Source organism: Rhizobium sp. RHZ01 (assembly GCF_014851595.1).
Classification (GTDB): domain Bacteria; phylum Pseudomonadota; class Alphaproteobacteria; order Rhizobiales; family Rhizobiaceae; genus Rhizobium; species Rhizobium altiplani.
The window spans coordinates 23,604-45,880 of record NZ_JACUZZ010000009.1 but is presented as its reverse complement, the minus strand read 5'-3'; the positions used below and the strand labels follow the sequence as shown (position 1 = coordinate 45,880).

28 protein-coding genes are annotated in these 22,277 nt (G+C 60.7%); 10 read left to right on the top strand and 18 right to left on the bottom strand.

The genetic code is table 11. The annotated features are described in order from the left end of the window. Positions 1-75 precede the first annotated feature (75 nt). Together IB248_RS11795 and hutC are read left to right on the top strand one after the other, a co-directional pair. Entirely contained in the window at positions 76-1,437 is a 1,362-nt protein-coding gene (locus tag IB248_RS11795) for a formimidoylglutamate deiminase (RefSeq protein ID WP_192240835.1), read from the top strand. Positions 1,438-1,493: 56 nt separating this feature from the next. Continuing rightward, complete coding sequence (hutC, locus tag IB248_RS11790) at positions 1,494-2,216, top strand: histidine utilization repressor (RefSeq protein ID WP_169680335.1); 723 nt, start codon at positions 1,494-1,496, stop codon at positions 2,214-2,216. A 295-nt stretch (positions 2,217-2,511) separates the two neighbouring features. Here the strand turns inward: hutC and IB248_RS11785 are convergent, their stop codons facing one another. The 3 genes from IB248_RS11785 to IB248_RS11775 all read right to left on the bottom strand — a co-directional run bounded on the left by IB248_RS11785 (position 2,512) and on the right by IB248_RS11775 (position 4,271). Next, positions 2,512-3,234, bottom strand: coding sequence for a CBS domain-containing protein (locus IB248_RS11785; protein WP_192240834.1), 723 nt, complete (start codon positions 3,232-3,234; stop codon positions 2,512-2,514). 45 nt (positions 3,235-3,279) lie between these two features. After that, complete coding sequence (locus tag IB248_RS11780; RefSeq protein WP_192240833.1) at positions 3,280-3,612, bottom strand: metalloregulator ArsR/SmtB family transcription factor; 333 nt, start codon at positions 3,610-3,612, stop codon at positions 3,280-3,282. A gap of 95 nt (positions 3,613-3,707) precedes the next feature. Beyond that, the gene (locus tag IB248_RS11775; RefSeq protein ID WP_025660796.1) at positions 3,708-4,271 is read right to left on the bottom strand and encodes a threonine transporter RhtB; all 564 of its coding nucleotides are present in this window, start codon (positions 4,269-4,271) and stop codon (positions 3,708-3,710) included. 123 nt (positions 4,272-4,394) lie between these two features. On the opposite strand from IB248_RS11775, the gene IB248_RS11770 reads away from it, so the two are divergent. Next, a complete protein-coding gene (locus IB248_RS11770) occupies positions 4,395-4,607 on the top strand; it encodes a hypothetical protein (protein ID WP_018856187.1) in 213 nt (70 codons plus the stop codon). 85 nt (positions 4,608-4,692) lie between these two features. On the opposite strand, the gene IB248_RS31330 is transcribed toward IB248_RS11770, so the two are convergent. From IB248_RS31330 to IB248_RS11740, 6 genes are all read right to left on the bottom strand, one after another. Continuing rightward, the gene (locus IB248_RS31330; RefSeq protein WP_025660795.1) at positions 4,693-5,049 is read right to left on the bottom strand and encodes a hypothetical protein; all 357 of its coding nucleotides are present in this window, start codon (positions 5,047-5,049) and stop codon (positions 4,693-4,695) included. Between the two features lie 191 nt (positions 5,050-5,240). Further along, complete coding sequence (locus IB248_RS11760; protein WP_018856190.1) at positions 5,241-5,423, bottom strand: hypothetical protein; 183 nt, start codon at positions 5,421-5,423, stop codon at positions 5,241-5,243. After that, positions 5,420-5,836 carry a hypothetical protein gene (locus tag IB248_RS11755; protein WP_192240831.1) on the bottom strand — a complete coding sequence of 139 codons (417 nt, stop codon included), beginning with the start codon at positions 5,834-5,836 and terminating at the stop codon, positions 5,420-5,422. Before IB248_RS11755 ends, IB248_RS11760 begins: the two co-directional genes overlap by 4 nt. After that, positions 5,833-6,762, bottom strand: coding sequence for a U32 family peptidase (locus tag IB248_RS11750; protein ID WP_192240830.1), 930 nt, complete (start codon positions 6,760-6,762; stop codon positions 5,833-5,835). The genes IB248_RS11755 and IB248_RS11750 overlap by 4 nt, the downstream gene beginning before the upstream one ends. A 3-nt stretch (positions 6,763-6,765) precedes the next feature. Next, a complete protein-coding gene (locus tag IB248_RS11745; RefSeq protein WP_113471726.1) occupies positions 6,766-7,743 on the bottom strand; it encodes a peptidase U32 family protein in 978 nt (325 codons plus the stop codon). After that, positions 7,734-8,240, bottom strand: a complete 507-nt coding sequence (locus IB248_RS11740; protein WP_192240829.1) for an SCP2 sterol-binding domain-containing protein — start codon at positions 8,238-8,240, stop codon at positions 7,734-7,736. The genes IB248_RS11745 and IB248_RS11740 overlap by 10 nt, the downstream gene beginning before the upstream one ends. A 101-nt stretch (positions 8,241-8,341) precedes the next feature. Here IB248_RS11740 and IB248_RS11735 point away from each other — a divergent pair, with 101 nt between their 5' ends. Beyond that, positions 8,342-9,850 (top strand): UbiD family decarboxylase, encoded by a 1,509-nt coding sequence (locus IB248_RS11735; protein WP_192240828.1) that lies wholly within the window; start codon positions 8,342-8,344, stop codon positions 9,848-9,850. Beyond that, entirely contained in the window at positions 9,837-10,472 is a 636-nt protein-coding gene (locus IB248_RS11730; RefSeq protein ID WP_192240827.1) for a UbiX family flavin prenyltransferase, read from the top strand. The genes IB248_RS11735 and IB248_RS11730 overlap by 14 nt, the downstream gene beginning before the upstream one ends. Here the strand turns inward: IB248_RS11730 and IB248_RS11725 are convergent. Then, a complete protein-coding gene (locus IB248_RS11725) occupies positions 10,427-11,107 on the bottom strand; it encodes an NnrU family protein (protein WP_192240826.1) in 681 nt (226 codons plus the stop codon). The genes IB248_RS11730 and IB248_RS11725 overlap by 46 nt on opposite strands. Before the next feature lie 161 nt (positions 11,108-11,268). Between IB248_RS11725 and IB248_RS11720 the strand changes: the two genes are divergently transcribed. The 4 genes from IB248_RS11720 to IB248_RS11705 are packed head-to-tail and all read left to right on the top strand — an operon-like array spanning position 11,269 to position 14,367. Continuing rightward, complete coding sequence (locus IB248_RS11720; RefSeq protein ID WP_025660787.1) at positions 11,269-11,811, top strand: iron transporter; 543 nt, start codon at positions 11,269-11,271, stop codon at positions 11,809-11,811. After that, entirely contained in the window at positions 11,811-12,146 is a 336-nt protein-coding gene (locus IB248_RS11715) for a cupredoxin domain-containing protein (RefSeq protein WP_192240825.1), read from the top strand. Before IB248_RS11720 ends, IB248_RS11715 begins: the two co-directional genes overlap by 1 nt. Then, entirely contained in the window at positions 12,143-12,997 is an 855-nt protein-coding gene (locus tag IB248_RS11710; RefSeq protein ID WP_192240824.1) for an FTR1 family protein, read from the top strand. Before IB248_RS11715 ends, IB248_RS11710 begins: the two co-directional genes overlap by 4 nt. Beyond that, complete coding sequence (locus tag IB248_RS11705) at positions 12,994-14,367, top strand: 4Fe-4S binding protein (RefSeq protein ID WP_192240823.1); 1,374 nt, start codon at positions 12,994-12,996, stop codon at positions 14,365-14,367. Before IB248_RS11710 ends, IB248_RS11705 begins: the two co-directional genes overlap by 4 nt. Positions 14,368-14,597: 230 nt before the next feature. Here IB248_RS11705 and IB248_RS11700 read toward each other — a convergent pair whose 3' ends face one another. From IB248_RS11700 to nirK, 4 genes are all read right to left on the bottom strand, one after another. After that, positions 14,598-14,768 (bottom strand): hypothetical protein, encoded by a 171-nt coding sequence (locus IB248_RS11700; RefSeq protein WP_156828727.1) that lies wholly within the window; start codon positions 14,766-14,768, stop codon positions 14,598-14,600. 571 nt (positions 14,769-15,339) lie between these two features. Next, a complete protein-coding gene (locus IB248_RS11690; protein ID WP_025660781.1) occupies positions 15,340-16,035 on the bottom strand; it encodes a Crp/Fnr family transcriptional regulator in 696 nt (231 codons plus the stop codon). Further along, positions 16,025-16,984, bottom strand: coding sequence for an SUMF1/EgtB/PvdO family nonheme iron enzyme (locus IB248_RS11685; RefSeq protein ID WP_192240822.1), 960 nt, complete (start codon positions 16,982-16,984; stop codon positions 16,025-16,027). Before IB248_RS11685 ends, IB248_RS11690 begins: the two co-directional genes overlap by 11 nt. Positions 16,985-17,062: 78 nt before the next feature. After that, entirely contained in the window at positions 17,063-18,211 is a 1,149-nt protein-coding gene (gene nirK, locus IB248_RS11680; RefSeq protein WP_192240821.1) for a copper-containing nitrite reductase, read from the bottom strand. Between the two features lie 201 nt (positions 18,212-18,412). On the opposite strand from nirK, the gene IB248_RS11675 reads away from it, so the two are divergent. Next, positions 18,413-19,627 carry an NnrS family protein gene (locus IB248_RS11675; protein WP_192240820.1) on the top strand — a complete coding sequence of 405 codons (1,215 nt, stop codon included), beginning with the start codon at positions 18,413-18,415 and terminating at the stop codon, positions 19,625-19,627. 180 nt (positions 19,628-19,807) lie between these two features. Here the strand turns inward: IB248_RS11675 and IB248_RS11670 are convergent, their stop codons facing one another. From IB248_RS11670 to IB248_RS11655, 4 genes are read right to left on the bottom strand one after another with little or no spacing between them, the layout of a single operon-like run. Then, positions 19,808-20,068 carry a DUF6522 family protein gene (locus tag IB248_RS11670; RefSeq protein ID WP_169680313.1) on the bottom strand — a complete coding sequence of 87 codons (261 nt, stop codon included), beginning with the start codon at positions 20,066-20,068 and terminating at the stop codon, positions 19,808-19,810. Positions 20,069-20,098: 30 nt separating this feature from the next. Then, complete coding sequence (locus IB248_RS11665; protein ID WP_192240819.1) at positions 20,099-20,401, bottom strand: iron-sulfur cluster assembly protein; 303 nt, start codon at positions 20,399-20,401, stop codon at positions 20,099-20,101. Further along, a complete protein-coding gene (locus tag IB248_RS11660) occupies positions 20,394-20,912 on the bottom strand; it encodes a DUF2249 domain-containing protein (protein WP_192240818.1) in 519 nt (172 codons plus the stop codon). Before IB248_RS11660 ends, IB248_RS11665 begins: the two co-directional genes overlap by 8 nt. Beyond that, a complete protein-coding gene (locus tag IB248_RS11655) occupies positions 20,896-22,269 on the bottom strand; it encodes a hypothetical protein (protein WP_192240817.1) in 1,374 nt (457 codons plus the stop codon). The genes IB248_RS11660 and IB248_RS11655 overlap by 17 nt, the downstream gene beginning before the upstream one ends. Positions 22,270-22,277 lie beyond the last annotated feature (8 nt).

The following is a 22,277-nucleotide window of genomic DNA, read 5'->3' as shown; positions in this document are numbered from 1 at the left end:
ACCGATGACAAGTGAAATTTTGTGCGCTTCCATGGAAAAGAAAGATGCGCGGCGCCAAAGAGGAGAAAAAGCGTTATGGCTCAGACGGTGGCGACCAGACTTCATGCGAGCGCGGCACTTCTGCCGCAGGGATGGCGCAAGGACGTGCGCGTGACGATCGAGGACGACCTGATTGCGACCATCGAGGCCAACGTCGCTCCGACGCCAGCCGATGATCGTCACGACACGCTTGTGCCCGCGATGGGCAATCTCCACAGCCACGCTTTCCAGCGCGCCATGGCCGGCCTTGCCGAAGTGCGGGGACCAGCCAATGACAGCTTCTGGAGCTGGCGCACGGTCATGTACAAGTTCGCATTGTCGATGACGCCCGAACATGTCGAAGCCGTTGCCGCCCAGCTCTACATGGAGATGCTGGAGGCCGGCTTTTCCCGGGTCGGCGAATTCCACTATCTGCACCACGACAAGAACGGCACACCCTACGCCAACATTGCCGAGCTGGCCGAGCGCATCGGGGCGGCGGCAAATGTCAGCGGTATCGCCCTGACGCTGCTTCCCGTATTCTATGCCCATTCTGGCTTCGGCGGCGCCGCACCGATCGAGGGTCAACGGCGCTTCATCAATTCGCTGGACAGTTTTGCCGCCCTGATGGACGGCTGCCGCAAGGTGACGATGAGGCTTCAAGGTGCCGAGCTCGGCCTTGCCCCACATAGCCTGCGCGCCGCCACGCCCGAGGAACTGGCGACGGTCGTCCCGCTTGCCGGTAACGGCCCGATCCACATCCACATTGCCGAGCAGGTCAAGGAAGTCGAGGATTGCATTGCCTGGTCGGGCGCCCGGCCCGTCGAATGGCTGCTTGCCAACCAACCCGTCGATGATCGCTGGTGCCTGATCCACGCGACGCACATGAGCGACGAGGAAACCCGTGGCATGGCCCGTAGCGGCGCGATCGCCGGCCTTTGCCCGATTACCGAGGCCAACCTCGGCGATGGCACCTTCGAGGCACCGCTCTTCATCGAACAAGGCGGACGTCTCGGCGTCGGCTCCGATTCCAACGTGGCGATCTCGCTTTCCGGCGAACTGCGCCAGCTTGAATACTCAGAGCGTCTGGCGTTGAGGGCCCGCAATGTGGTGGCTGCACCCGGCGGCTCAACGGCGCGCAGCCTGTTCGATCATGCAATAACCGGCGGCGGCGCCGCCCTGAAGGCCCCTGGGGGAATTGCCGTCGGTCATCACGCCGATCTCATCTCGCTCGACACGACGGCCGTGCCCTACCTTTCAGGCGACCAGTTGCTCGATCATTGGATTTTTGCCGGCGGTGTCGCGGTCGACAGTGTCTGGGCGCTCGGCCGCAAGCAGGTGGAAGGCGGCCGCCACGTAGCGCGCGAGGCAATCAATCGCCGGTTCCTGAAGGCGATGGGCGAGCTTCTTTCAGCATAGGGCTTTCCAGGTCCCGACATTCACATTAGAGCGGGAGGTATAACCGGAGCGTGACGATGAACCAAAGCAAGGACATCACCTTGCATCAGCGGATCGTGAGTGACATCGAAGGCCGCATCGTCTCGGGCGAATGGCCACCGGGTCACCGCATCCCGTTCGAAGTGGATCTCACCAAGCAATATGACTGTTCGCGCATGACCGTGAACAAGGCGCTGACCCAGCTCGCCAAGGCGGGCCTCATCGAGCGTCGGAAAAAGTCCGGCAGCTTCGTCACACAGCCGCAGGCGCAATCGGCCGTCCTCGAGATCCACGACATCGGCGCCGAGGTCAAGTCATTGAATCTCGCCTATGCCTTCACGGTCTCAAAGCGCGTGCAACGCAAGGCCAGGGCCGAGGACATCGGACGCCTGGACGTCATGCCGGGCTCTTCCGTTGTCGACGTGGCCTGCATTCATCACGCGGGCGGGCGGCCATTCTGCCTCGAGGAAAGGCTAATCAGTCTGTCGACCGTACCCGAGGCAGCCGACGCCGATTTTTCCGAGATGGCACCCGGCGCCTGGCTGATCAATCAGATCCCATGGAGTAGCGCCGAGCACCGCATCCATGCCGTATCGGCCGGCGCGGACGAGGCTGTCGCCCTGGACATCCCGCGCAACACTGCCTGTCTGGTCGTCGAACGCCGCACCTGGAGCAATGTCGGGCCAGTCACTCACGTGCGCTTCACCTATCCCGGCGACCGGCACGCACTGGTAGCGCGCTTCACCCCGGCGTCGCAATAGCGAACGGCCTTGTCAGACGGCGTTGTCAGACGGCGGCCTTGTCAGCAAGGCACCTGGTTCCTCGAAGCGCAAGTCTCCTACCCGAGTTTCGTGGCTCGCCAGTGAACGCAACCGAACGTCACGCAAAACGTCTCAAACTGCAGAAGGTTGATGTCTCGCATGCCGCAGCAAGCTCGCCATCGCCGGCAAGACTGCCGCAATGCATATTGGCGTCAGCACTTTTGCCTCTCCCGTTATCGGGTCGGGGCCCGCCATGCGGTTTTCCGGAACGGTCAAGCCGCCGGTTGAGGCGCGTTCAGTTCAGCCTCTCTTCGACGGTCGGTGACGGCGCCAAAATCCTGAAGCTCTGATCGATCCAGGTGAGTTCGTCCCGAACGTCCTGCACGCCGGCGACATTCTCCGCCGCCACTCTTACGGCCGCCCGCACCCGTTCGTCGGGAACCGTGCCTCTCAACACGACAATGCCGGCATTGACGCTGACGCGGATCTGTCCACATCGAGCCCATTCCCTGGTCTGCAATTCCGCCTCGACGTTCGATAGGATCGTCCTGTCATCAATCGAAAAGACCGAGACCGATCGCGATTGTCGAAGCGGCTTGAGGAAGTCCTTTCTGGCAATGATGCCGACGAGGCTGTCCCCCACGACGACCGGCAGCCGCTTTACACTTGTCTGCTCCATCAATTCTGCCGCCTCGGTCAGCGTCGCATAAGGAGAGACGGTCACAAGCGGACGCGACATGACTTCACCAACGCGCCGTTCGCGCAAGGCCACATATTCGTCGGCAAGGCAGTCCTGACCCGTCAAGAGTTGCAGCCACCATGAGCGGCGCGTCTCGGTCTGCGCCTCCGTCCTCCGCACCAGGTCGCTTTGGCTCAGCATGCCCACCAGGCCGCCCCGCGCATCAAGCACCGGAAGGCCACTGATGCGATGGTAGAGCATCAGTTCTGCAGCATCGATCACGGTCGCCCGCTCAGTGATCGTGATGACGCCTTCTGTCATGATTTGACTTACGCGCATTTCAGGCACCTCCAGGGCGCAAACGGGAACCGGTTCTACAAATGCCTACACGCCGTCCCGCGTGACGTCCGAGAACCCGAACATCGACAACTGGACCCCATAAGGAAAAAGAATGGTGTTAACGAGCAGGAGCGCCTTGTCGCTTCTGCTGCCAGACAGAGAATAGTAGGTCGTCTGCGCTTCACGACGCTGCTTGACCAGCTGATGCCGTCGAAGGATGTTCAGGTGCCGCGACAGGGCGGACCGGCCCAGACCGATGCGGAGCGCGAGTTCCCTGACGCAGATTTCGCCCTCGGCGAGTGTTCTCAACACGGCCAGGCGATGGGCATTCGCGAGCGCCGAGAAATATGCAGCGAGTTCGCCGTCGTCGCCGAGCATCGCATTTCCTCCGGTATGAACGGAGCGAATAGTAGCGACCTCCCGGATCCCTTCATTGAGCCAGCGCAAATTGCTGGGGAAAGACGGCTTGTCTCCTAGCGAAGAGCACTCGCCGTCAAAACGATGGAGAAGATCATCAATGCTGCTGAACCGCAACGCCTGGCGATCAAGGGCATGTGATCGCTTTCGCCGATCACCAGCCTGCCGGCGGCAAGCCAAATCAGGGAAGTCGAGAGTGCCACGGCGACGAACGCCATCATCGTGCTGAGCGCAAGTCCATCCTGCGCGGAGGGAATGATCGTCAATCCGATTATTATTGCCTTCGGATTGAGCAATGTCGTCACGAACACGTGCCGGGGACCCGCAAATTCCGTCGAGGCGACGGTACTGCGCCCCCAAAGCTTGAATGCAAGATAGAGCACCCAGACGGCGGAGATGGCCTTCACGACTTGCAGCGCGAGAGGGTGAGCATGCAGGAAAGGACCAGCGACGCTTGAAACGGGAATTATGATCGCAAGGTAAGCGAAGACAACAGCGGCGAGCACCTCAAGCAAGCCAATGCGAGATAGGCCGTGCGACGCCATGACGAGCAATGCGTTGGTCGGTCCCGGCAGTATCAGAAGTGTGAAAGCACCAAGTGCAAAGCTGAGGTCATTCATGGTCCGTATCCTGTGAAACTCGCTGCTCGCACGATGCGACGTCGGCCACATTGACATTGATCATTTTGGGAGAACTTGTCGCCACACGACGTGTTATGCTGGGACATGGATGGAGGTACCGCGATGCCTCACTTGATCTGGTTTCTGCTTACCCGCCTTTCGGCCGGATTCGCAATCGGATCCGTGGCTGGATTGGCTATCTGGAGGGTCGGCTCCTGGGGCGCAGGTATTGAAGTGCCCGACTATTATGTCGCCCAGGGCATGTTTGTCTATCTGTTCGGCAGCACGATCGCTGCCGGTTACCTGGCGACGGCGCTGTGGCTTGATGAACCTTGAACGCCGAAAGTCCGGCGCAAATGCGCAGAGCCGAAGGCATGAGCGCCGAGCGGCGCGATATTGACGACCGGGGCGATCCTGCCGCTCAGACCAACCCGAGCCGAGAACGACTGCCTTTCTGTTTCCAGGAGCCCCATTGGTCTTGCCAGGTCCACAGCGGCTCCGGAACCGGTTCTGCTTTTCTGCGGTTGCGAACGTCGGTCGCTCTGACAAGGAGCGTCTCGCAGTCGTCCTGGCGATCGCCGATGAAGGCGAGCGCCATCTCACAGAAACTATCAAGATGTTGAAGGAGACGTTCCTCCGTGGCGCGGGGAGGGGTGTCGACATTGAGGAGCGCACGTCGCGTGACAACGATCGTCCGTGAACGACCGGCTGCCTGCAAAACGATGCGTCCGGATCTCTCCTTTCCGTCCAGCCACGCAGCGACTACCGTATACCGCAAACTTGCTCCCTCCTTGCTGCGCACCAAAGCGCCGCTGACGCCGATCCCTTGCCGAAGTTCTGCGAAGATGAGCGATGCGCTCTCCCAAAACCTTGATCTGCGTCAAACAGTGACATCATACCTGCCGTGCCCAAATACCTTCGTGAAGCCGGCTCGAACTCGCACTCGATGAACGCGAACTGGAATGAAGGCTATTCACCGGAGCGTTCCCTGCAAAGCCGGTCCTGCAGGTCACCCGGATCTTTCGAGAACCACCCGCGGGAATGGAAAAGGAACGCCTCCAGGACGGCCCGCTGCTCGCCGCCAGACGCTCCCCAAAGGCTGACGAACTCCAGAGCGTCGATATGTCTCTGCCAGCTCCGTTCGGAATTCACGACAAGGCCTCCTGCACCTCAACATGCTTGGTTGATGGAGCGAGTATGTCGTTTCGATTGAAGGCGAAGGCTCTCAGGAGCTGCGATCCCAACCGCGCCTGCTGGGCCAGGTCGTCGAAGATCAACGCCGCCTCCTCAACCTCCCCGATCTCTGTTGCCGGTCCGAACTGGTCGAGTTCCTTCAGAAGTTCCATAAGGGTCGACACTTTGTCCCGTTGTCGCATGGCAGACAGAAAGAGCTCCTGGACGACTGCAGCGCGTTGTTTCGGCACCAGGCTGACCAGGACCTGGCCCACAACCGTGGAGCAGCCGCAATCGAGCGCCGGATTTTTCGCGAAAGCCTTGATCTGGCGAACCGCTGCAAGAATGTGATTATCGGCGGGACTGCCGCTTCGCGATTGCTTCCCTGTCATCTGCTCGCTCCTTCTGTGTTCCTTTGTCTTGCGATCCATTCCGCACCGGCGCGCCCGTGATGAAATCCGTTCGACAACGGGACGTCGGGATAGATGCTTCGTATTCTTGAGCCCGTCTCCGCCGGCTCGAGGTGACCGTCGAGCATCTTTCGATAGAGCGCGGACACGGCAACCATGTCGCAATCCTGCGGCGAGAGGCGCAGTGAGCTGACGCCCAGTGCGTCCCACTCCTCCGGCCCTTCCAGGAGCGCCTGGCAGGAGTGGGAGACCGTCTGTACGCCGTTCAATGCGAGAAACGGCTGGTTTGAAAGCGTGCCTACGGAAAGGCCGTCGGGATCTTCCTGGCAAACGAACTGACAATTGTCCTTGGTCTTTCCCTTGGATCGGGCATGCGCGCAGCGCGCCGAGATGGCGAGGGGTAAGCGGCCGAACGCGAAGAGCTCGAAATCGCCTCCGGGGCAGGATCGCGTGATCTCGGCGACCGACGCTGCCGGCAGCTCCGGGGGCAGGCAGATGCTGGCCGCGCCGTTTCGTGCGAGAAGCTTGGCCGACGGTCCATTATAGACATTGACGAAGGGTCCGACGGTGTGACTCCGGCCCTTCAGCATCTGAAGGGCGGAAAGATCGTTGGCTTCGACCAGGTGATCTTCATCGGCTGCAACTGATCTCTGATATTTCGATTCACGATCGAGGGTTACAAGGGCGAGCGTGGAGAGACGGACTTCCTTTCCCGCCGCCTCCAGGCGTTCAACGACAGCCACGAACTCGGGTTCCATGAAATGCAACCGCTTGGAACAGACGGTCTCCCCAAGCACCACGACGTCGACAGGCGACTGGTCGGCGATTGCGAAATAGAAGTCGCGCCAGCGCTCTGTCGGCCAAAGATAGAGGAGCGGCCCCAAGGTAAGCTTCAAGGGAGATTTCATCGACTACCTCCAACGCTTCTCATAGGCGCCCTTTGTCGTCTGTTGTCCCTCGCTGAGTTTGCGAAGGCGTGACATGAGGACCGGGCGGTCCGCAGGCGCCGCCTTCAGCGTGGCGCGAAGCGTGGAAACGACTTCCGAGATGTAGGCCTTGCCGCGCTGACGGCCTTCGACCTTCAATGCCTTGACGCCTGCCGCCCGAAGTTCGTCGAGCTGGTCCATGACGTCCAGCGACACCGGATCCTCGAAAGCGTAGGTCGCGCTTTGTCCGACTGCGAAGCGACCCTTGCACAGCGTCGGATAGCCAGCGGGTTCTTCTTCGGAAAATCGGTTTATGGTGAAGCCACCCAGTTCAGACACCAGGTCGCCGCCGGCCTGCCGGTAGCGTACGTGGCTGGCTGGCGAGCATACGCCGTTCATATTTGGCGACTTGCCGGTCGCGTAGGAGGACAGCGAGCAGCGCCCCTCTGCCATGACGCACAATCCGCCAAAGACGAAAACCTCCAATTCGCAGTCCACGCTTCGTGCAATGCGGGCGATGTCCTGGATGGTGAGGGTACGCGGCAGCACGATGCGGGCAGCACCGAAACAGTCGACCAGATATGAAAGGGCCTCGGGATTGGAGGCAGACGCCTGAACGGAGATGTGGAGGCGCTGTGCCGGGTGATGTTCCGCGACATGCGCCATCAATCCGAAATCTGCAACGATGAGGGCGTCGGCGCCCGCTTCCGACGCTTCCCTTGCCCTGCGGTACCAGAGATCTTCCTTGCCGGCCGTCATGAAAGTGTTGAGAGCGACAAACGTCTTCACCTTTCGCGCGCGTGCGTAGCCGATTGCATCACGAAGCTCGGCGAGATCAAAATTCAAACCTGGGAAGTTGCGCGCGTTTGTCTCGTCGCGAAAGCCGCAGTAGACGGCATCAGCCCCGGCATCGACGGCCTCGCGAAACGATGCAGGGGTTCCTGCAGGGCAGATCAGCTCCATTGGACACCATGCGCCTTCAGCGCTTGCCGACGGACCGAACCGAGGGCTCCGGTGATGGAACGGGTCATCGGGCCCGACAATCTCCCGACGGCGTCAACGAGGTCTATTTCGTTGTCATCGAGGGCGTTTCGAAGTGCCAGCACCGCCTCCATGTCACCCGTGACAGTGAGCTTTCTGGCGAAGAATATGGCGTCGCCGTCGATCCTGCCCTCGGCAAGGGCCAGCATCAGGACCAGCGGTCCGCAGATGGTGGTGTCAGCGACCATGTGGGTACCGCGACGAAAGGCTTGGACAGTGCGATCTTTTGGGCAAATCAGGAATGAAAACGGGAAGTCCGACGGCACGAATGCAAAGCGGGACTGGCTGTACTCACCGAGCCGGTCGAAGAGTTTCGGATGAATTGAAAGAACCTCCTTGAGCAGGAAGTCGGCGATGCGCCCGACGATCGGCAATGGAATGATGCGGGCGGTCGCCATCAGGCGAGATGGGGCGAGCATTACGGCCTCTCAGATTGAACAAGCCATCCTAGTTTTTCTTGGCGAGGCTCTGTTTGATCTGAGACAAAGACAAGGACGGTTTCCTCGTCGATTTCAGCGTCATGCGTAATGAAGAACCAAAAGCCAGACGGCATGGCGACCTGCAGTCCTTCCTTTTCGATCTGCAGCAGCGACGGCTGCTGCTTGTCGTGGAGGAGCCCGTGTCGCTCGTGCATGAACTGACCGCCCTGCACCAGAAAGTGCTTTCCGAGGGTGGCCCCGCCCTCCTCATCAAACAACCCGTACACGCCGACGGACGGTTCTCCCCGATACCCGTCGTTGTAAATCTGTTCGGTACAAGGCAGCGGATCGAGCTCGGCTTTGGCGTCGGCGAAGCGGGATTGACGGGCCTCGCGAATGACCTGGCCGAGCTTCAGCGGCCGACACCACCCGTGTCGCTCGTCGATGCATGGAGCAAGCTGCCAATGCTCAAGGCGGTGGGCAGCATGCGACCTCGCTTGCGCAGGGCGGCTGCCTCGCAGGAGGTCGTCTACAAGGGACCGCAGATCGACCTCGGGCAGCTTCCGGTACAATGGTGCTGGCCAGGCGAGCCGGCGCCTCTCGTGACCTGGCCGCTGGTGATTACATGCAATCCCGACGACCCCAGGGACGTGAACGTGGGCATATACCGGATGCAGGTCCGCGACCGCTCGTCGCTGATCGTTCGGTGGCTGGCCCATCGTGGTGGCGCGAAGCATTTTCGGCTGTGGCAGCGTAAGGGCCTCGATATGCCGATCGCCGTTGTGATCGGGGCCGATCCGGCGACGCTTCTCGCCGGCGTCATTCCACTTCCCGAAGGCATGAGCGAACTGAACTTCGCCGGCCTTCTGCGCGGATCGAGAACCGAGGTCTCCAGCGCGCTCACCGTCCCGCTTGCGGTCCCTTCAAATGCCGAAATAATTCTCGAAGGTTACGTTTCCGCGGAGGAAACGGCGCCAGAGGGACCCTATGGAGATCATACCGGGTACTACAACTGCGTGGAGCCGTTTCCAGTCGTCAGGTTGAGTGCGATAACCACGCGGCGCTCGCCGGTTTATCTCTCGACGTATACCGGGCGCCCGCCAGACGAACCATCACGGCTGGGCGAGGCGATGACCGAGCTTTTCATCCCGATCGTGAAGCGCCAGTTTCCGGAGATCAGGGATCTGTGGCTTCCGCCGGAAGCTTGCTCCTACCGGGCAGTCGTCGTTTCGATCGACAAGCGCTATCCGGGTCAGGCACGCCGCATCATGATGGGGCTGTGGTCGATGCTCCCGCAGTTCAACTATACGAAGCTCATCATCGTCGTCGATCCGGATATCAGCGTCAGGAAGTGGGAGGAGATCATGTGGGCGGTCGCAACCCGGTTCGATGCCTCGCGGGACCTGGTGGTGCTGGAAAACACGCCAATCGACTACCTCGACTTCGCGTCTCCGAAGTCCGGGCTCGGCGCCAAGTTGGGCTTGGACGCCACCAACAAGATCGGCGCTGAGACCGAAAGGGAATGGGGTCGAGTGCTGGAGATGCCCGAAAACCTTGAGGAAAAGGCCGCGCAAACATGGGAAAGGCTGCGACGTGATGCGGGTATCTGAACACAAGGATGTCGTGCTTGCAGTGACAGGAGCGTCAGGCGCAGCGCTTGGCGTCGCCGCGCTCGATTTGCTGGTCTCGCTGAATGTAAGGGTGCATCTCGTTGTTTCCGACAGTGGCTGCCGGACACTCGCTCACGAAGTTGGGGCTGAAGCCCACGGGCGCATGCTGCTCAAGGCACATAGGACATACGACAACAACGACATTGGACCGGCTATCGCGAGTGGTTCGTTTCCGGTCACCGGCATGATTGTTGCACCTTGCTCCATGAAGACGCTGGCAGCGATCTCCACGGGGTTGTCTCAAAACCTGATTTCTCGGGCGGCAGATGTTCAACTGAAGGAAAGGCGCAGGCTGGTCCTGCTCACCCGCGAGACGCCGTTGCATCTCGGGCACCTTCGCAACATGGTCGCCGTCACGGAAATGGGAGCGATCGTCATGCCGCCCGTGCCGGCATTCTATAATCGCCCCGAGTCCATCCAGGACGTGGTAGACCACCTCGCTCGTCGGGCAGTCGATCTGCTTGGACTTCCTGTGCCGCATCAATCGCGCGCCTGGCTTGGCGAGGCGTTATTCGATCAGCCGAATATTGCAACAGGGTCGGCGCCGAAAAGCAGGGCATGACCGCCGCCAAACAAGAGCCAGCCAACAAGGATACCGGTCAGGAGAATGGAGGCGACCAAGGGCACGTCGAAGGCGGGTCGCCTTCCAGCCAGAAACGCCCGGAAAGGCAGGATCGAGGTCGGCGCAGCCAGGCTCTCCCACCGTGATCCAAGCCGCCGCTTTGCCCGCTTCTCGATCATCGGTATGGCGCCGATGGCAAAGAGCGCGAAACCGCCGAACAACAGAATGGACCGCAGATCGCCATTGGCGATGATGTGTCCCGCTGCCCAGATCGCGAACCCGAGGAGTACCGGATGGCGGGTGATGCCAACCACGGCGCCAGGTCTTTCCGATGACCGGACGGTGATCGAAAGGGGATTGGGACTAATAAGTCCTGCAATCACCAGGAAGCCGCCCAGGGGGGCCAGGACAAACGTGATCGCCGCATGCCAGGGCTGCAGGTCCCACAAAGGCACGTAGTCAAGTTTCAGCGCAGCGGCAAAGAGCCAGGCCAGGGCCAGCAGCGAGGCCGCTGAATAGGCGACGAAGTAGGTCGGCCTGCCAATCCGACTGATGATGCCTGCTCGAACCGCTGGTGTAGCGGGGATCGAATGAAGCGCCAGAAACACCACAAACGCGGCTAGAAACTCGGTCACGCTCGCCTCCTTTTTCTTGTCGATGGCACGATCTGCACCAACGGGCGTTGAGGAATGTCAAATCAGCCTTGCGAAGTCCTGATCTTTGCGCCAGCGCAAAGAGTGGGGCAATTGCGCTGGTAAAGGTGAGCCGTTCAGTCACCTTTTACGGATCACACACAATGCTTCGAGCTACCTGCCTTTGCCTCGCGCCTGTTCTTCTCGCCGCCATGCCTTTTGCTGTGCGCGCCGCGGAATATCCGATCGGAGCGCCGCAGCTCGCGAGTGGGATGGAAGTGGCAGCCGTCTATCTTCAGCCGGTCGAAATGGATCCTCCGGGAATGATGCTTGCAACGGCCGAATCCGACGTTCATCTGGAAGCGGACATACACGCCACGGCCGAGAACGCGAATGGCTTTGCCGAGGGCGACTGGGTGCCGGGTCTTCATGTCGAATACAGGGTGAAGAATCTGGACAACGGCGCCGAACAGGGGGGTGCCCTTGAGGCGATGGTCGCAAGCGACGGGCCGCACTACGGCGACAACGTCAAGCTCTCAGGGCCAGGCCGCTATGCGCTTGAACTCACCGTGCACCCTGGCGGTCACGGCATGATGTCGTTCGGCCGGCATGTCGACAAGGAGACCGGAGTGGCCGCGTGGCCTGAAGCATTTACCCTGAAATATGAATTCGTGTTTGCCGGCGTCGGAAAGAAGGGCGGCTACTGATGTGGCTGCGAACACTCGTTTCGGGGCTCTCGGTCTGCCTCGCGGTCATGCCCGCCCTTGCGCAGGGCGACGATCCGGTCATCCAGATTCACTTCAGCAATGGGATGATCTCGCCGTCCGTCATCGAGGTGCCAGCCAACACGCGTTTCAAGCTTGAGCTTCACAACGACGGCTCGACGCCGGTCGAATTCGAAAGCATTCCGCTGCGCAAGGAAAAGGTGCTCGCTCCGGGCGCCTCAAGCTTTCTCGTGTTTCGCTCGTTGGATGTCGGAACCTATGCCTTCTTCGACGACTTTCACCTCGACATGCCACCGGCGAGCATGGTCGCCAAATGAGCGCGAATCTTTATCTGCAGTCCTTCGAGATCGCATCCGTGGTCTGGCGGGAAACATTTGAAGCCTTGCTCGTCGTCGGAATCCTTTTGACCTGGTCGTTGCGGGAGGGGCCTTCCGCTCAAAGAAGAGCCGTCGGATGGATTGCCGCGGGGGTTGCCTCCGGCATCCTGTTCGCCGCCGCCCTGGCGCTTATCATGAGCCGGGCCTCCGCACTGCTCGACGGGGATGCCGAGGAAATACTCCAGATGATCATGGCGTCGCTGGCCTCAGTCCTCATGCTGAGAATGGTGTTCTGGATGCGCCGGATGGAACAGGGCGATACCGGGGGACTGCGCAATGAGGCGCTCGGGCATGTACGGGCTGGCAACTGGCTGGGTCTCGCTTCCCTGGCGGCGCTTGCCGTAGCCCGGGAAGGAGCCGAAACAGTCATTTTTCTCTATGGAATGCTCTCTGCGTCCGAAGGGTGGCAGACCGGCATTGTCGTCGTGTCGGGAGCGATTGGTCTGGTGCTGGCCGTGGGAACGTTCTGGGCGTTTAGGGCCGGTGCGGCGATGGCATCCAAGAAGGTGTTGTCGCGGATCAGTCAGGCGCTCCTCATCATCCTCGGCAGCGGCCTGGCCATGACCGTCATCGACAAGTCGATTTCCCTTGGCATCCTGACGCCCTTGACCGCACCGCTATGGGACTTGAGCTGGCTTCTCGACGATGGCAGGGGGGCCGGCGCCTTCCTCGCCGGGCTCGCAGGCTATCGGGCCCGTCCAGAACTTCTTCCTCTTCTGGGCATCGGCGCCTACTGGCTCACCGCCTCTCTGGCTTACATGCCGCCGCTAAGCGCCAAGGCTCCTGCATGACCTCCATCCAGATTGGCGCGCAGGCGCTTCTTGGCGGCTTTGGCGATCTTCTCCTGCGGTGGCAGGTGTTCATCCGGCGCCTTCAATGGGGAATCGTGGCAGGCTATGCGGCGCTTCTGGCCGTGCCCGTCGTCCTGCCTCTTCCTGCGAGTACCGATTACATATGGACGAACCTGACGCGCTTTGCACAATTTGTGTTCTGGGGCCTCTGGTGGCCGTTTGTGATCCTTGCAACGGCGCTCGTCGGCAGGTTCTGGTGCGGGATACTCTGCCCGGAAGGCGCGCTTTCGGAATTTGCCAGTGAGCGGGGCGCGGGGAGGGCGATTCCTGGCTGGATGAAGTGGTCGGGTTGGCCGGTCCTGTCGTTCATTTCCACCACAGTTTACGGTCAGCTTACGAGCATTTATCAGTATCCCAAGCCGGCCGCACTTCTGCTCGGTGGCTCGACATTCGCAGCAATCGCGGTTGGGGCTCGTTATGGCAAGGCCAAGAGAGTGTGGTGCCGGTTCCTGTGTCCTGTCAGCGGCGTATTCGGCATCGTGTCGAAGATAGCGCCCCTCCATTTCAGGGTGGATCCCGCGAGCTGGCGCCACGCGCCAGGCGGCCGACCCGACGCCGTGAACTGTGCGCCCCTGGTCCCCATCAAGACCATGCAGGGCGCTGCCGCCTGTCACATGTGCGGCCGTTGTTCCGGACATAGGGGCGCGATCCGGCTGGCGTGGCGAAAGCCGGCGATCGACATCGTGCGAGGATCCGGCCGGATGGCGACCGGATGGGAGACTGCGATGTTGCTCCCGGTCATGCTTGGTCTCGTCCCGGCAGCGCTCACCTGGTCGGGCAGCGACTGGTTTCTGGCCATACGCCAGTGGCTGGTGGAAGCCTGCCTCGACGCACAGTTGATGTGGCCGCTTTCGTTACGGCTGCCATGGTGGCTGTTGACCAACTATCCTGCAGCCGGCGATATCATGACGATCGTCGACGCCGTGTCCCTGCTTGCGCTTCTCGCATTGTCAGCTGCCTTGGCGACCCTCGCTTTTGGGTTCCCTCTGGCAGCGAGCGCCTGGATCCTTCGCAATCGCGTCCGCCCGATGCATCACCTCGCGCAATCCCTTATTCCCCTTGCTTCCGCTTCGTTGTTCACGGGCCTTCTGTCGCTCACGATATCGCAGCTGCGGATGGACGGGATCATCTTGCCCATCGCCGACGATCTAAGAAGCGCGCTGGTTCTGGCGGCCGCCGTCTGGTCTGTCGCACTTTGCCATCAGATCACTGGTCTGTACGACCGGTGTTTCGGCCGGCGGCTCCTGGCGACGTGCCTCTTGGCGTTTCCGACGTTGACCTTTGCAGTCGGCTGGGCGGCGTTCAGCTAGCGACGCTCCAGGGTTGCTGGTCTGTTGACAAGGACACCTCTTGTGGGAAGAGGGCATCATTCAGCCGTCGGCGAGGCAAACCAATCAGATGCGGTGACCGTCGATTGCGACCGATCAAAGCTCTCCATCGCAAAACACTATCGAGATGGAAAACCGCTGGTGCGGAGGGATTTCTGAGTGCCCGGAAGGTTTGGAAAAATCGCCGGCCGCACACAAGGCATCAGCCTGTTTCAGGAACGCTGCAGACGACCGAAGACCAGCCGGCAAAGCTTGTCCGTGTCGACCTTGCCGGTGCGCGCATCAAGGTCGGGCTTGTGTTCGGCTCCGGCTGCACGGGGAGCTCTGCGCTTCTTGATCTCTACGACGAACGGCTTCTGCTGTGGTCTCATGGTTCTTTTCATTTCTTTTCCGTTGAACCCGCTTGAGCGAGCAATTGATTCAGTGCCTGCACGAAGCCTAGCGAAGCAGGCAAGAGCGCACTTTGACCTCCATCAAAGTTATCGGGAAACGGAAGGCGAATATCGACGCATGCGCCCCTGGCGAAGACATCCCGCATGCCGCAGCGCTTCAAAGGTGTAAGGGGAGCTACCTTGAGTTGGCGGGTTTAAGGAGGTCAGCGAGCGTATGTCTGGCCAGATGACCTTTATAGGCGAGGGCAGCTCCTTGCTCTATCGTCCGCCATCCTTGGAGAGTGTCCAGCGCATCCGACCTGGCCTCGCAGGAAACGAGCGCTGCGGCAACCTCCGCAAGGCAGATCGTCTCTGGCGACCGCGCAAGGAAAAGGCCTCCTCTCTTGCCGCGCCGGCTCGCCAAAAAACCGCGACGAACCAGAAGGTTCGCTGCCTTCGCAAGGTGTGGGTGTGACGCCCCGAAAGCCTCGGCGGTCTCGGCGATCGTAACCCGGAAGGGATGGCGCCCAGCGGCCAAAAGAAGCAGCCGTATGCCGTTGTCCAACATCACGGCCATCGCGGTCTACTCGCGTTCGCCGTCGGCCAGTTTCAGAAGGCGCTGCGGATCGGTGACGGTGAGTTTCTGCCGCCCGCCCTCGACGATACCCTTTGATTCCCACGCGCTGAGGATGCGTGAGACCGTGTGAAGGGTCGTTCCGGTCATCTCCGCTATATCCTGCCGCGATATCGGGAAGTCGATCCGGATGCCAACACCGTCGGCCTTTCCCGCCTGCTTGGACAGGCGCAGCACGGCGTGCGCGACGCGCTTTTCAACTTCCTCCGTCGACATCTCGCGAATTCTGACGTGGGCCTCTTCAAGCCGCTGGCCGATGGTCTGCATCGCAGTCATCGCCAGGCGTGGGTTCTGTTCGACGAAGCGTCCCCACATGTCCGTCGGCCATCCGAGGATCAAGCTCTCGGCCGCGGCACGGGCCGTGCCTGGGTAGTCGGTCCTGCGAAACGCCATGGCGAAGCCGAACAAGTCGCCGGGGTGTACCATCCGGACAATGATCTGCTGGCCGTCCTGCGTCACCTGCGTCACCTTGAGCCGCCCATGCAGCAGCAGGAAAAACGACTTCGCCTGTGCCCCTTGCTCGAAAACGGTATCTCCTTGGGCGATGCGACGCGGCACAGCATGCTCGAGCATCGTGTCGAGGTCGGTGTCCGTCATCCGCTCGAAGAGCGGCAGGGACTTCACTACTGCGCGATCAACCTTCATTTTCGTTCTGCTCCGTCTGGGCGCTGATATGGGGGCCAAGAGCGTCCGTTGCGGCCCTGCGGGCGAACGCCACCACGCTCTGGAAAAACGTGGGACGGCGGACGAGCCGGAAACCGAGATTGTCGGGCGGCGCTCCGACTGCGCAGCCACCGCCCTTGGGATTTCGAACGAAGCTGCTCATCGGCGACCTGTGCTTACCAGAAGCTATTATAATGCCGCAGCCTGCTGGATCCAGTGCCTCCGTCTCTGCTGCCTTGTCTAGATCGACGCGCCTGTTGCACGTGGAGGTCCATTCCCAGATATTGCCCGCGAAGTCGACAAGGCCGGTCGTGCTGATGCCGAACGAACCTCTCGGCTGCGGCTTGGGGTTGGTCGACGCCGCGCGGCGGGCCTCGCGCTCGTAATCGGCAAGCCAACGTGTCGCCGGGTTCGTGTCGTCGTCATCGATGCCGAGCGCATCGTCAGGAAAGCGGTCGGCTGCGGCGTATGCAAGTTCAAAGTCGCTCGGCAGGCGCCAGTTCTCGCCTGTCCGCTGCGATAGCCATGCCGCGTACTGCACTGCATCGTCGTAGCTCACCCCTGTAACCGGCAGGTCAGGCCCGGCCTGGCCTTCATATTCGGCCGGTGCACACGCGCCGTCCAGCACGCAGCGCTGATATTCTGCGCGGCTCGTCTGAAACTTCATGACGTCGAGCGGGAGGCGGACCTTCGCGTCGTGCTTTGGCGCGTCGACGGCAAGCCCCTTGCGAAAGTATTCGGTCGCCTCGCGATACTCGAAAGAATGAGGCTGTATGGTGACCACTTCCGGAGCGGTAACTCCACCGTCGTGTTGACCGGACGAAGCAAAACCCGCCTTCACGGCAACCGCTCCGGAGAGCGCGGCCAGAAGAGCGAGTGGAATAGCGATCGAGATGCCTGAAACCGATCCAGTCTCAGCGTGCCTGTTCATGGTCTTTTCGCGAGTAGCGCCTCCTTATAAAAAACGGTGCGCGGACCACCCCCGTCCGCGCACCTCCCCCGCCAATGGTCAACTTGCTTGCGGGCTCTTGACCGACGTCATGAGATCGTCGTTCCAGTCCCCCGTGACCTTGAAGTGAGCCGCCGCACCAAGCTCGAACGCCTCGATCAGGTTGTGGTTCACGTAGGCGTAGATGCCAGGCTGAGCGAAGGTGTAAATCGCAGCGCCTGCGGTACCGCCCGGAATGAACCAGGTCTCCTGGTCGATGTCGGGCACGTTGGCGAACTTGCCGGTTGCCCAGACGTATTCGCCATGGCCACCGATGAGATGCGGACGCGTGTCGCGGTTGGCCTGCGAATGAATGATCAGGACCGTTTCGCCGACCTTGGCGGTCATCGCGTTGTCGCCAGTCAGTGCACCGACCGCGCCGTTGAAGACGATATGGGTCGGCGTAAGGGTCTTCATCACCGCAACGGTGTCCTCGTAGGCCTCGCCGGGGCTTTCGTATTTCTTGAATTTCCCGGTTTCATCCCGAGGGATGTAGAAGTCCTGTTCGCCAACATAATAGACCTTGTCATAGACGAGCGGCTTTCCGTGACCGTCTGTCAGGCCTTCACGCGGCAGCACCATGATTGCCCCGTTCATCCCCGATGTCACGTGCCAAGGCACCATTCCGGGAGGAGCGCAGTGGTAGACGAAGACGCCTGCCTTCGTGGCTTTGAAGCGCAGGACGGTGCTTTCACCGGGGTTCACGACGGTCAGAGCGCCACCCCCAAGGCCGCCGGTCGCGGCGTGGAAGTCGATGTTATGCTGCATCGTGTTGGTTTCGGGATTGACGAGCGTCAGCTCGACATAATCGTCCTGGTGGACAACCATCAGCGGGCCGGGGACCGAGCCGTTGAACGTCATGGCGTTCACTTCCGTGCCGTCCTTGTCCAGCACCATCTTCTTTTCTTCGATGGTAAGCGTGAATTCCTTGATCTTTGGGCCACCCTTGGCCTTCTGATCGTGGGCGTGCACAAACGGCGGCTTTATGAGTTCGACCTTTTCACGAGCCAGCTTCGACAGGTCGACCTTCTTATCACCCTTGAGTTCCGCGGGGGCGGCATGATCGTCGGCATGGGCAGCGGTGCTCGCGACGATGATGGGTGTAAGCGCCCCTGCGACAGCGGCGCCGGTCAGCATGGTGCGCCGGGTCATTTGCATAGTGTTTGTCATTTCCCAACTCCTGTGGTCGAAGAGCGAGCGAACCCCGCCCTGTCGACAAGGAGAGTAGAGAAAAGGCGGTCGAACTCTTTGACTTGGCGCAAATTTGCTATTTGTGGCAGCGCAAAGTTGTACTGTCCCTATTTGCGTAATATCAACGACCTGCGCTCCAAAACTTGGCATTGCTTGGCCGTCAATTTGGAGACTACGATCATGCAGAAGACCATGGACGCCGAGACGCGCGTCCCCCGCGGCATGTCGCGGACCGGCCTTGTCCTCTTCTCGTATGGCTTCCGGCCATTCTTTCTAGCATCTGCGCTTTGGGGCATTGTCAGCATGGGCCTCTGGACCGCTTACCTGACGCTTGGCGTTCCGGTCGCTGAAGACTATGGGACACTATATTGGCACGCCCACGAGATGCTGTTCGGCTTCGCGCCGGCAATCCTGGCGGGATTTCTGCTCACGGCAATACCGAACTGGACGGGCAGACTTCCGATAGCCGGGCGACCGCTGGCCTTCCTGTTCTCGATCTGGTGCGCTGGTCGCCTCGCGATGTTGGCGAGCGGTCTTACAGGGGTTGTGGCAGCCGCTCTTGTCGACGCCCTCTTCTTGCCCGCAATGCTTGTCCTGTGCACGCGAGAAGTAGTCGCAGGCAAGAAATGGAAGGACCTGAAGGTTGTCGCCGGGCTATTCATCCTGTCCGTCGCCAACATCTGCTTCCAGGTGAAGGCAATCAACGGGATAAACCCCGAGCTGCCTATTCGTCTCGGGCTGAGCGCCTACGTGCTGTTGGTGACAATCGTCGGTGGCCGAATCCTTCCCAGTTTTACCCGCAACTGGCTGAACCAGTTCGGGCGAACCGACTTTCCCGTACCGTACAATCGGTATGACGCGGCAACGATCATCGTGGGCGCAGTCGCGCTAGGATCCTGGGCGGTCTGGCCAGACGCGATCGCGACCGGCATCGTCGCCGCTGTCGCGACGGTGATGAATGTCATTCGCCTGTACCGTTGGCGCGGCTGGACCACTTGGGCGGAACCGATCGTGTTCGTCCTACATGCCGCCTTTGCCTTCGTCCCATTGGGATTTGCCGCCGTCGCTCTTGGTGCCACAGGCCTACCCCAGATCGCCGTGCTGCATGTCTTCGCCATCGGCGCCATTTCGCTGATGATGCTGGCCGTCATGACGCGTGCCACTCGCGGCCATACCGGACGCAAGCTCAAATCGAGCAGGATGACGAACGCATCCTATGTCGTTCTTGCCTTCGTGGCTCTTCTGCGACCGCTTGCAGAAATCGCGCCATCGTTCACTGCACAGATATTGATGACTTCGGCGATCGGATGGATGGCTGCGTTGGCAATGTTTGCATTCGAGCATGCCCCGATGCTCTGCACTGGCCGCAAGCCGTTGACCGTCAGGGGAAAATGAGTGTCGGGCAGCGACCGCGCCGAGCGTTTTGGCGCGGTCGTCCGATAGCCGAAAGGGGAAGTGGCAAGACGCGCGATGACGGTCCTGTGGCGCTCACGAGGTCGGGGCCATCAGCAAGCGAACGCTCCAGAGAGACGGGCGGGAACAAGCGACAGGGTGGGGCAACCGCTTCGTACCCGATTACGAGCCCTGCGGTCCTTTTGCGACAAATCTTGTCTCTTCGCTCAAAATGCTGCCGTTTGAGCCGACGATCGCAATCCAGATGCGGTTGCCGAAACGGACCGAAAGGCGCGTCCTGCCGGCGTCGTCACCAATACCGGCCTCGACTGTGCCACGGACAAGGCCCCGCTTCATGTAGCCCCGAAGCGTCTCTGCCGACAGGCCAAACCGGCCTGCCAGATAGGAAGCATCTACGGCCAGGTTATCAAGGTCGATGTTCACAGTTTGATGCCTTTCTATCCTTGGCCGTCGTCAGGCTGGCTGCTCGAATGAAAACAGCACGGCCATGTCTGGCGACCATGGAGGATCGTAGACGAGATCGACAACGACATCGATCACGCCGTCGACCTCGGCGGCACGGTTCTTTACCGCCTCGACGATGAAGCCCGATACCGGACAGAAGCGCGTGGTCGTGGTCATCTTGATCCTTACGATGCCTGTGGGGTCGGTATCTATCTCGTAGATGAGACCGAGGTCCACGATGCTGGTTCCTACCTCCGGGTCCTTGATTCCCCGGAGCACGTCGAGGATCATATTCGCAGAGAGATCAGCCATCCGAACCTGCCGGCGTCGCTCTGATCATGATCCTGTAAACCTTTCCGCTGTCGTCGAAGTTCCCGATCCACTCATGGCCGCGGTCCTTCAGCTCATTGAAGAGAAAAACCGGTTCACGGTTCAGCAGGGCGAAAAGGACTTCGCCGCTTTCCATCGTCTCGAGCCGCGCGAGGATACGCTCCATCGGTTCGGGAGGCGGAAGGTCGGTTAGATCGAGGTTCCAAACCGGATCGGGCCAGATGGCTTCCGTCGCCGGGGCCGCCGGCTCAGGTTCGACAGCTTGGTCGCCGGGGACGAAATCGATCTCCCAGTCATCGTCCGAAAGCTTTCGAGCGACGTGCGAGTAGCCCCGCTGCTCGAGCTGACGGATCAGGGGAACCGGCTGGAATATCACATGGAGCCTAAGTCCCTCGCCAGGATCAAGGCTGGAGACGGTATCCATGATCAATTGGAACGGCATCCCACCGTCCCGCAGGATCTGACGTACGTCGAGTTCACGAAGCTGAACCATTGGCGTTACCCCTTTGATTAACGGCGAAAAGAAGCGCCGGCTTTTTGAATGGTGCTGTCTTCATCGAAGCATCTATATTTGCGAGTGAGCGAGCAAGGACAAGCTCGATGATGAGAGCAGCGGTCGAGAAGGTCTGGAGGATGACGGCAACACGGAAAAGGCCGTCAAAAGCCAAAGATATTGCAAACGACGCGACGACAACCGCGCCGTAGAAGAGCCAAAGCCAGATCGCGGCCCGGCCTCCCGATACGAGATCGGAGAGACGCGGCGTCTGCCGGCGTCCGAGGAGGGGGCCGAAGACCTCGATCCACGTCAGGAAGGGAACGATCTTGAGCAATTGGGCAAGACCCAGGCCCGTCAGCCAGCCAAAGACGAACAGGTAGACCGCGGCTGCGAGAAAATGGCTCCCCACATTGGATGCGAGGCCTGTCGCGAGCATCGACATTGACAGTCCGAGTAGCGTGAAGGCCGGCAGTGATCCGGACATGTTCACCTCCAGAGGCCCGCGGCGGCGTCCTTTGTAGGCCGATATCAACTCCAGTACATATATGGCGATCGCTACAGCGAACACTATTGCTGCCGCTGCGAGCAACCATTGGGAAACGGTCGGCCACGTCAGTGAAATCGCAGTCGCCACCGCCAGCACGACCATACTCGCGCCAGCCATGTTGGCGATAAGCTGCGCCCGCTTCATGTCGTCGGACAACAGGAACATCGGGAGCAATTTATAGCTTACGCCGATGGCCGCCAACGTCATCCACCCCCCGAGGCCGAAGCTTGCGTGGAAGGGAACCCCATGGAGCAGAAGGACGATGAAAACCGGTGCCTGGGAGACACCCGAAACGGTGACAGCAAAGAGCGAGCCGAGGGCGGCTGTTGCCGCGAGGCAACCGATTGCGATCAGGACGAGGGGCGATGCCGGATGGCTTTTGCGACCGCGCCACAGCACCAGCAGCAACGCAGTTCCCACCCAGGAAAGCGAAGGCGCCAGAGTGGCGACCGCAGCGAGCATCACCCCGCCCGCGAGTTCGGATCCACGGTCGATCAAATGGAAGCCCAGCAGCAGAAGAGCAAGCCCGGCGACGATGCCGCCGAGGCCAAGGACGTCGTACCGTCCTTTGGGAAGGCTCAACCCCGTAAGAACCGGTGCGAACTGGAGCAGCGCGCCAATCATCAAGAGGGCAAGCCATCCAATCGTTACAGAGTGCACGACGATCAGGGCGCGAGGATCGCTGACGTCGACGGATGGCGCCCAGCTTCCTGTTGAAAGCAGAACCTCCGCAAACAGCAGAAAGAGGAGCGCTGCGCCGAAGTAGCACATGGTCCATCGCGACAGACTGGCGCCCATTGGCATCATCGTGCTTC

Coding starts and splice junctions, on each gene's coding strand:
- IB248_RS11795 (WP_192240835.1), top strand. CDS start 76: ATGGCTCAGACGGTGGCGACCAGACTTCATGCGAGCGCGGCACTTCTG.
- hutC (WP_169680335.1), top strand. CDS start 1,494: ATGAACCAAAGCAAGGACATCACCTTGCATCAGCGGATCGTGAGTGAC.
- IB248_RS11785 (WP_192240834.1), bottom strand. CDS start 3,234: ATGCGCGTAAGTCAAATCATGACAGAAGGCGTCATCACGATCACTGAG.
- IB248_RS11780 (WP_192240833.1), bottom strand. CDS start 3,612: ATGCTCGGCGACGACGGCGAACTCGCTGCATATTTCTCGGCGCTCGCG.
- IB248_RS11775 (WP_025660796.1), bottom strand. CDS start 4,271: ATGAATGACCTCAGCTTTGCACTTGGTGCTTTCACACTTCTGATACTG.
- IB248_RS11770 (WP_018856187.1), top strand. CDS start 4,395: ATGCCTCACTTGATCTGGTTTCTGCTTACCCGCCTTTCGGCCGGATTC.
- IB248_RS11755 (WP_192240831.1), bottom strand. CDS start 5,836: ATGACAGGGAAGCAATCGCGAAGCGGCAGTCCCGCCGATAATCACATT.
- IB248_RS11750 (WP_192240830.1), bottom strand. CDS start 6,762: ATGAAATCTCCCTTGAAGCTTACCTTGGGGCCGCTCCTCTATCTTTGG.
- IB248_RS11745 (WP_113471726.1), bottom strand. CDS start 7,743: ATGGAGCTGATCTGCCCTGCAGGAACCCCTGCATCGTTTCGCGAGGCC.
- IB248_RS11740 (WP_192240829.1), bottom strand. CDS start 8,240: ATGCTCGCCCCATCTCGCCTGATGGCGACCGCCCGCATCATTCCATTG.
- IB248_RS11735 (WP_192240828.1), top strand. CDS start 8,342: ATGCGTAATGAAGAACCAAAAGCCAGACGGCATGGCGACCTGCAGTCC.
- IB248_RS11730 (WP_192240827.1), top strand. CDS start 9,837: ATGCGGGTATCTGAACACAAGGATGTCGTGCTTGCAGTGACAGGAGCG.
- IB248_RS11720 (WP_025660787.1), top strand. CDS start 11,269: ATGCTTCGAGCTACCTGCCTTTGCCTCGCGCCTGTTCTTCTCGCCGCC.
- IB248_RS11715 (WP_192240825.1), top strand. CDS start 11,811: ATGTGGCTGCGAACACTCGTTTCGGGGCTCTCGGTCTGCCTCGCGGTC.
- IB248_RS11710 (WP_192240824.1), top strand. CDS start 12,143: ATGAGCGCGAATCTTTATCTGCAGTCCTTCGAGATCGCATCCGTGGTC.
- IB248_RS11705 (WP_192240823.1), top strand. CDS start 12,994: ATGACCTCCATCCAGATTGGCGCGCAGGCGCTTCTTGGCGGCTTTGGC.
- IB248_RS11700 (WP_156828727.1), bottom strand. CDS start 14,768: ATGAAAAGAACCATGAGACCACAGCAGAAGCCGTTCGTCGTAGAGATC.
- IB248_RS11690 (WP_025660781.1), bottom strand. CDS start 16,035: ATGAAGGTTGATCGCGCAGTAGTGAAGTCCCTGCCGCTCTTCGAGCGG.
- IB248_RS11685 (WP_192240822.1), bottom strand. CDS start 16,984: ATGAACAGGCACGCTGAGACTGGATCGGTTTCAGGCATCTCGATCGCT.
- nirK (WP_192240821.1), bottom strand. CDS start 18,211: ATGACAAACACTATGCAAATGACCCGGCGCACCATGCTGACCGGCGCC.
- IB248_RS11675 (WP_192240820.1), top strand. CDS start 18,413: ATGCAGAAGACCATGGACGCCGAGACGCGCGTCCCCCGCGGCATGTCG.
- IB248_RS11665 (WP_192240819.1), bottom strand. CDS start 20,401: ATGGCTGATCTCTCTGCGAATATGATCCTCGACGTGCTCCGGGGAATC.
- IB248_RS11660 (WP_192240818.1), bottom strand. CDS start 20,912: ATGGTTCAGCTTCGTGAACTCGACGTACGTCAGATCCTGCGGGACGGT.
- IB248_RS11655 (WP_192240817.1), bottom strand. CDS start 22,269: ATGATGCCAATGGGCGCCAGTCTGTCGCGATGGACCATGTGCTACTTC.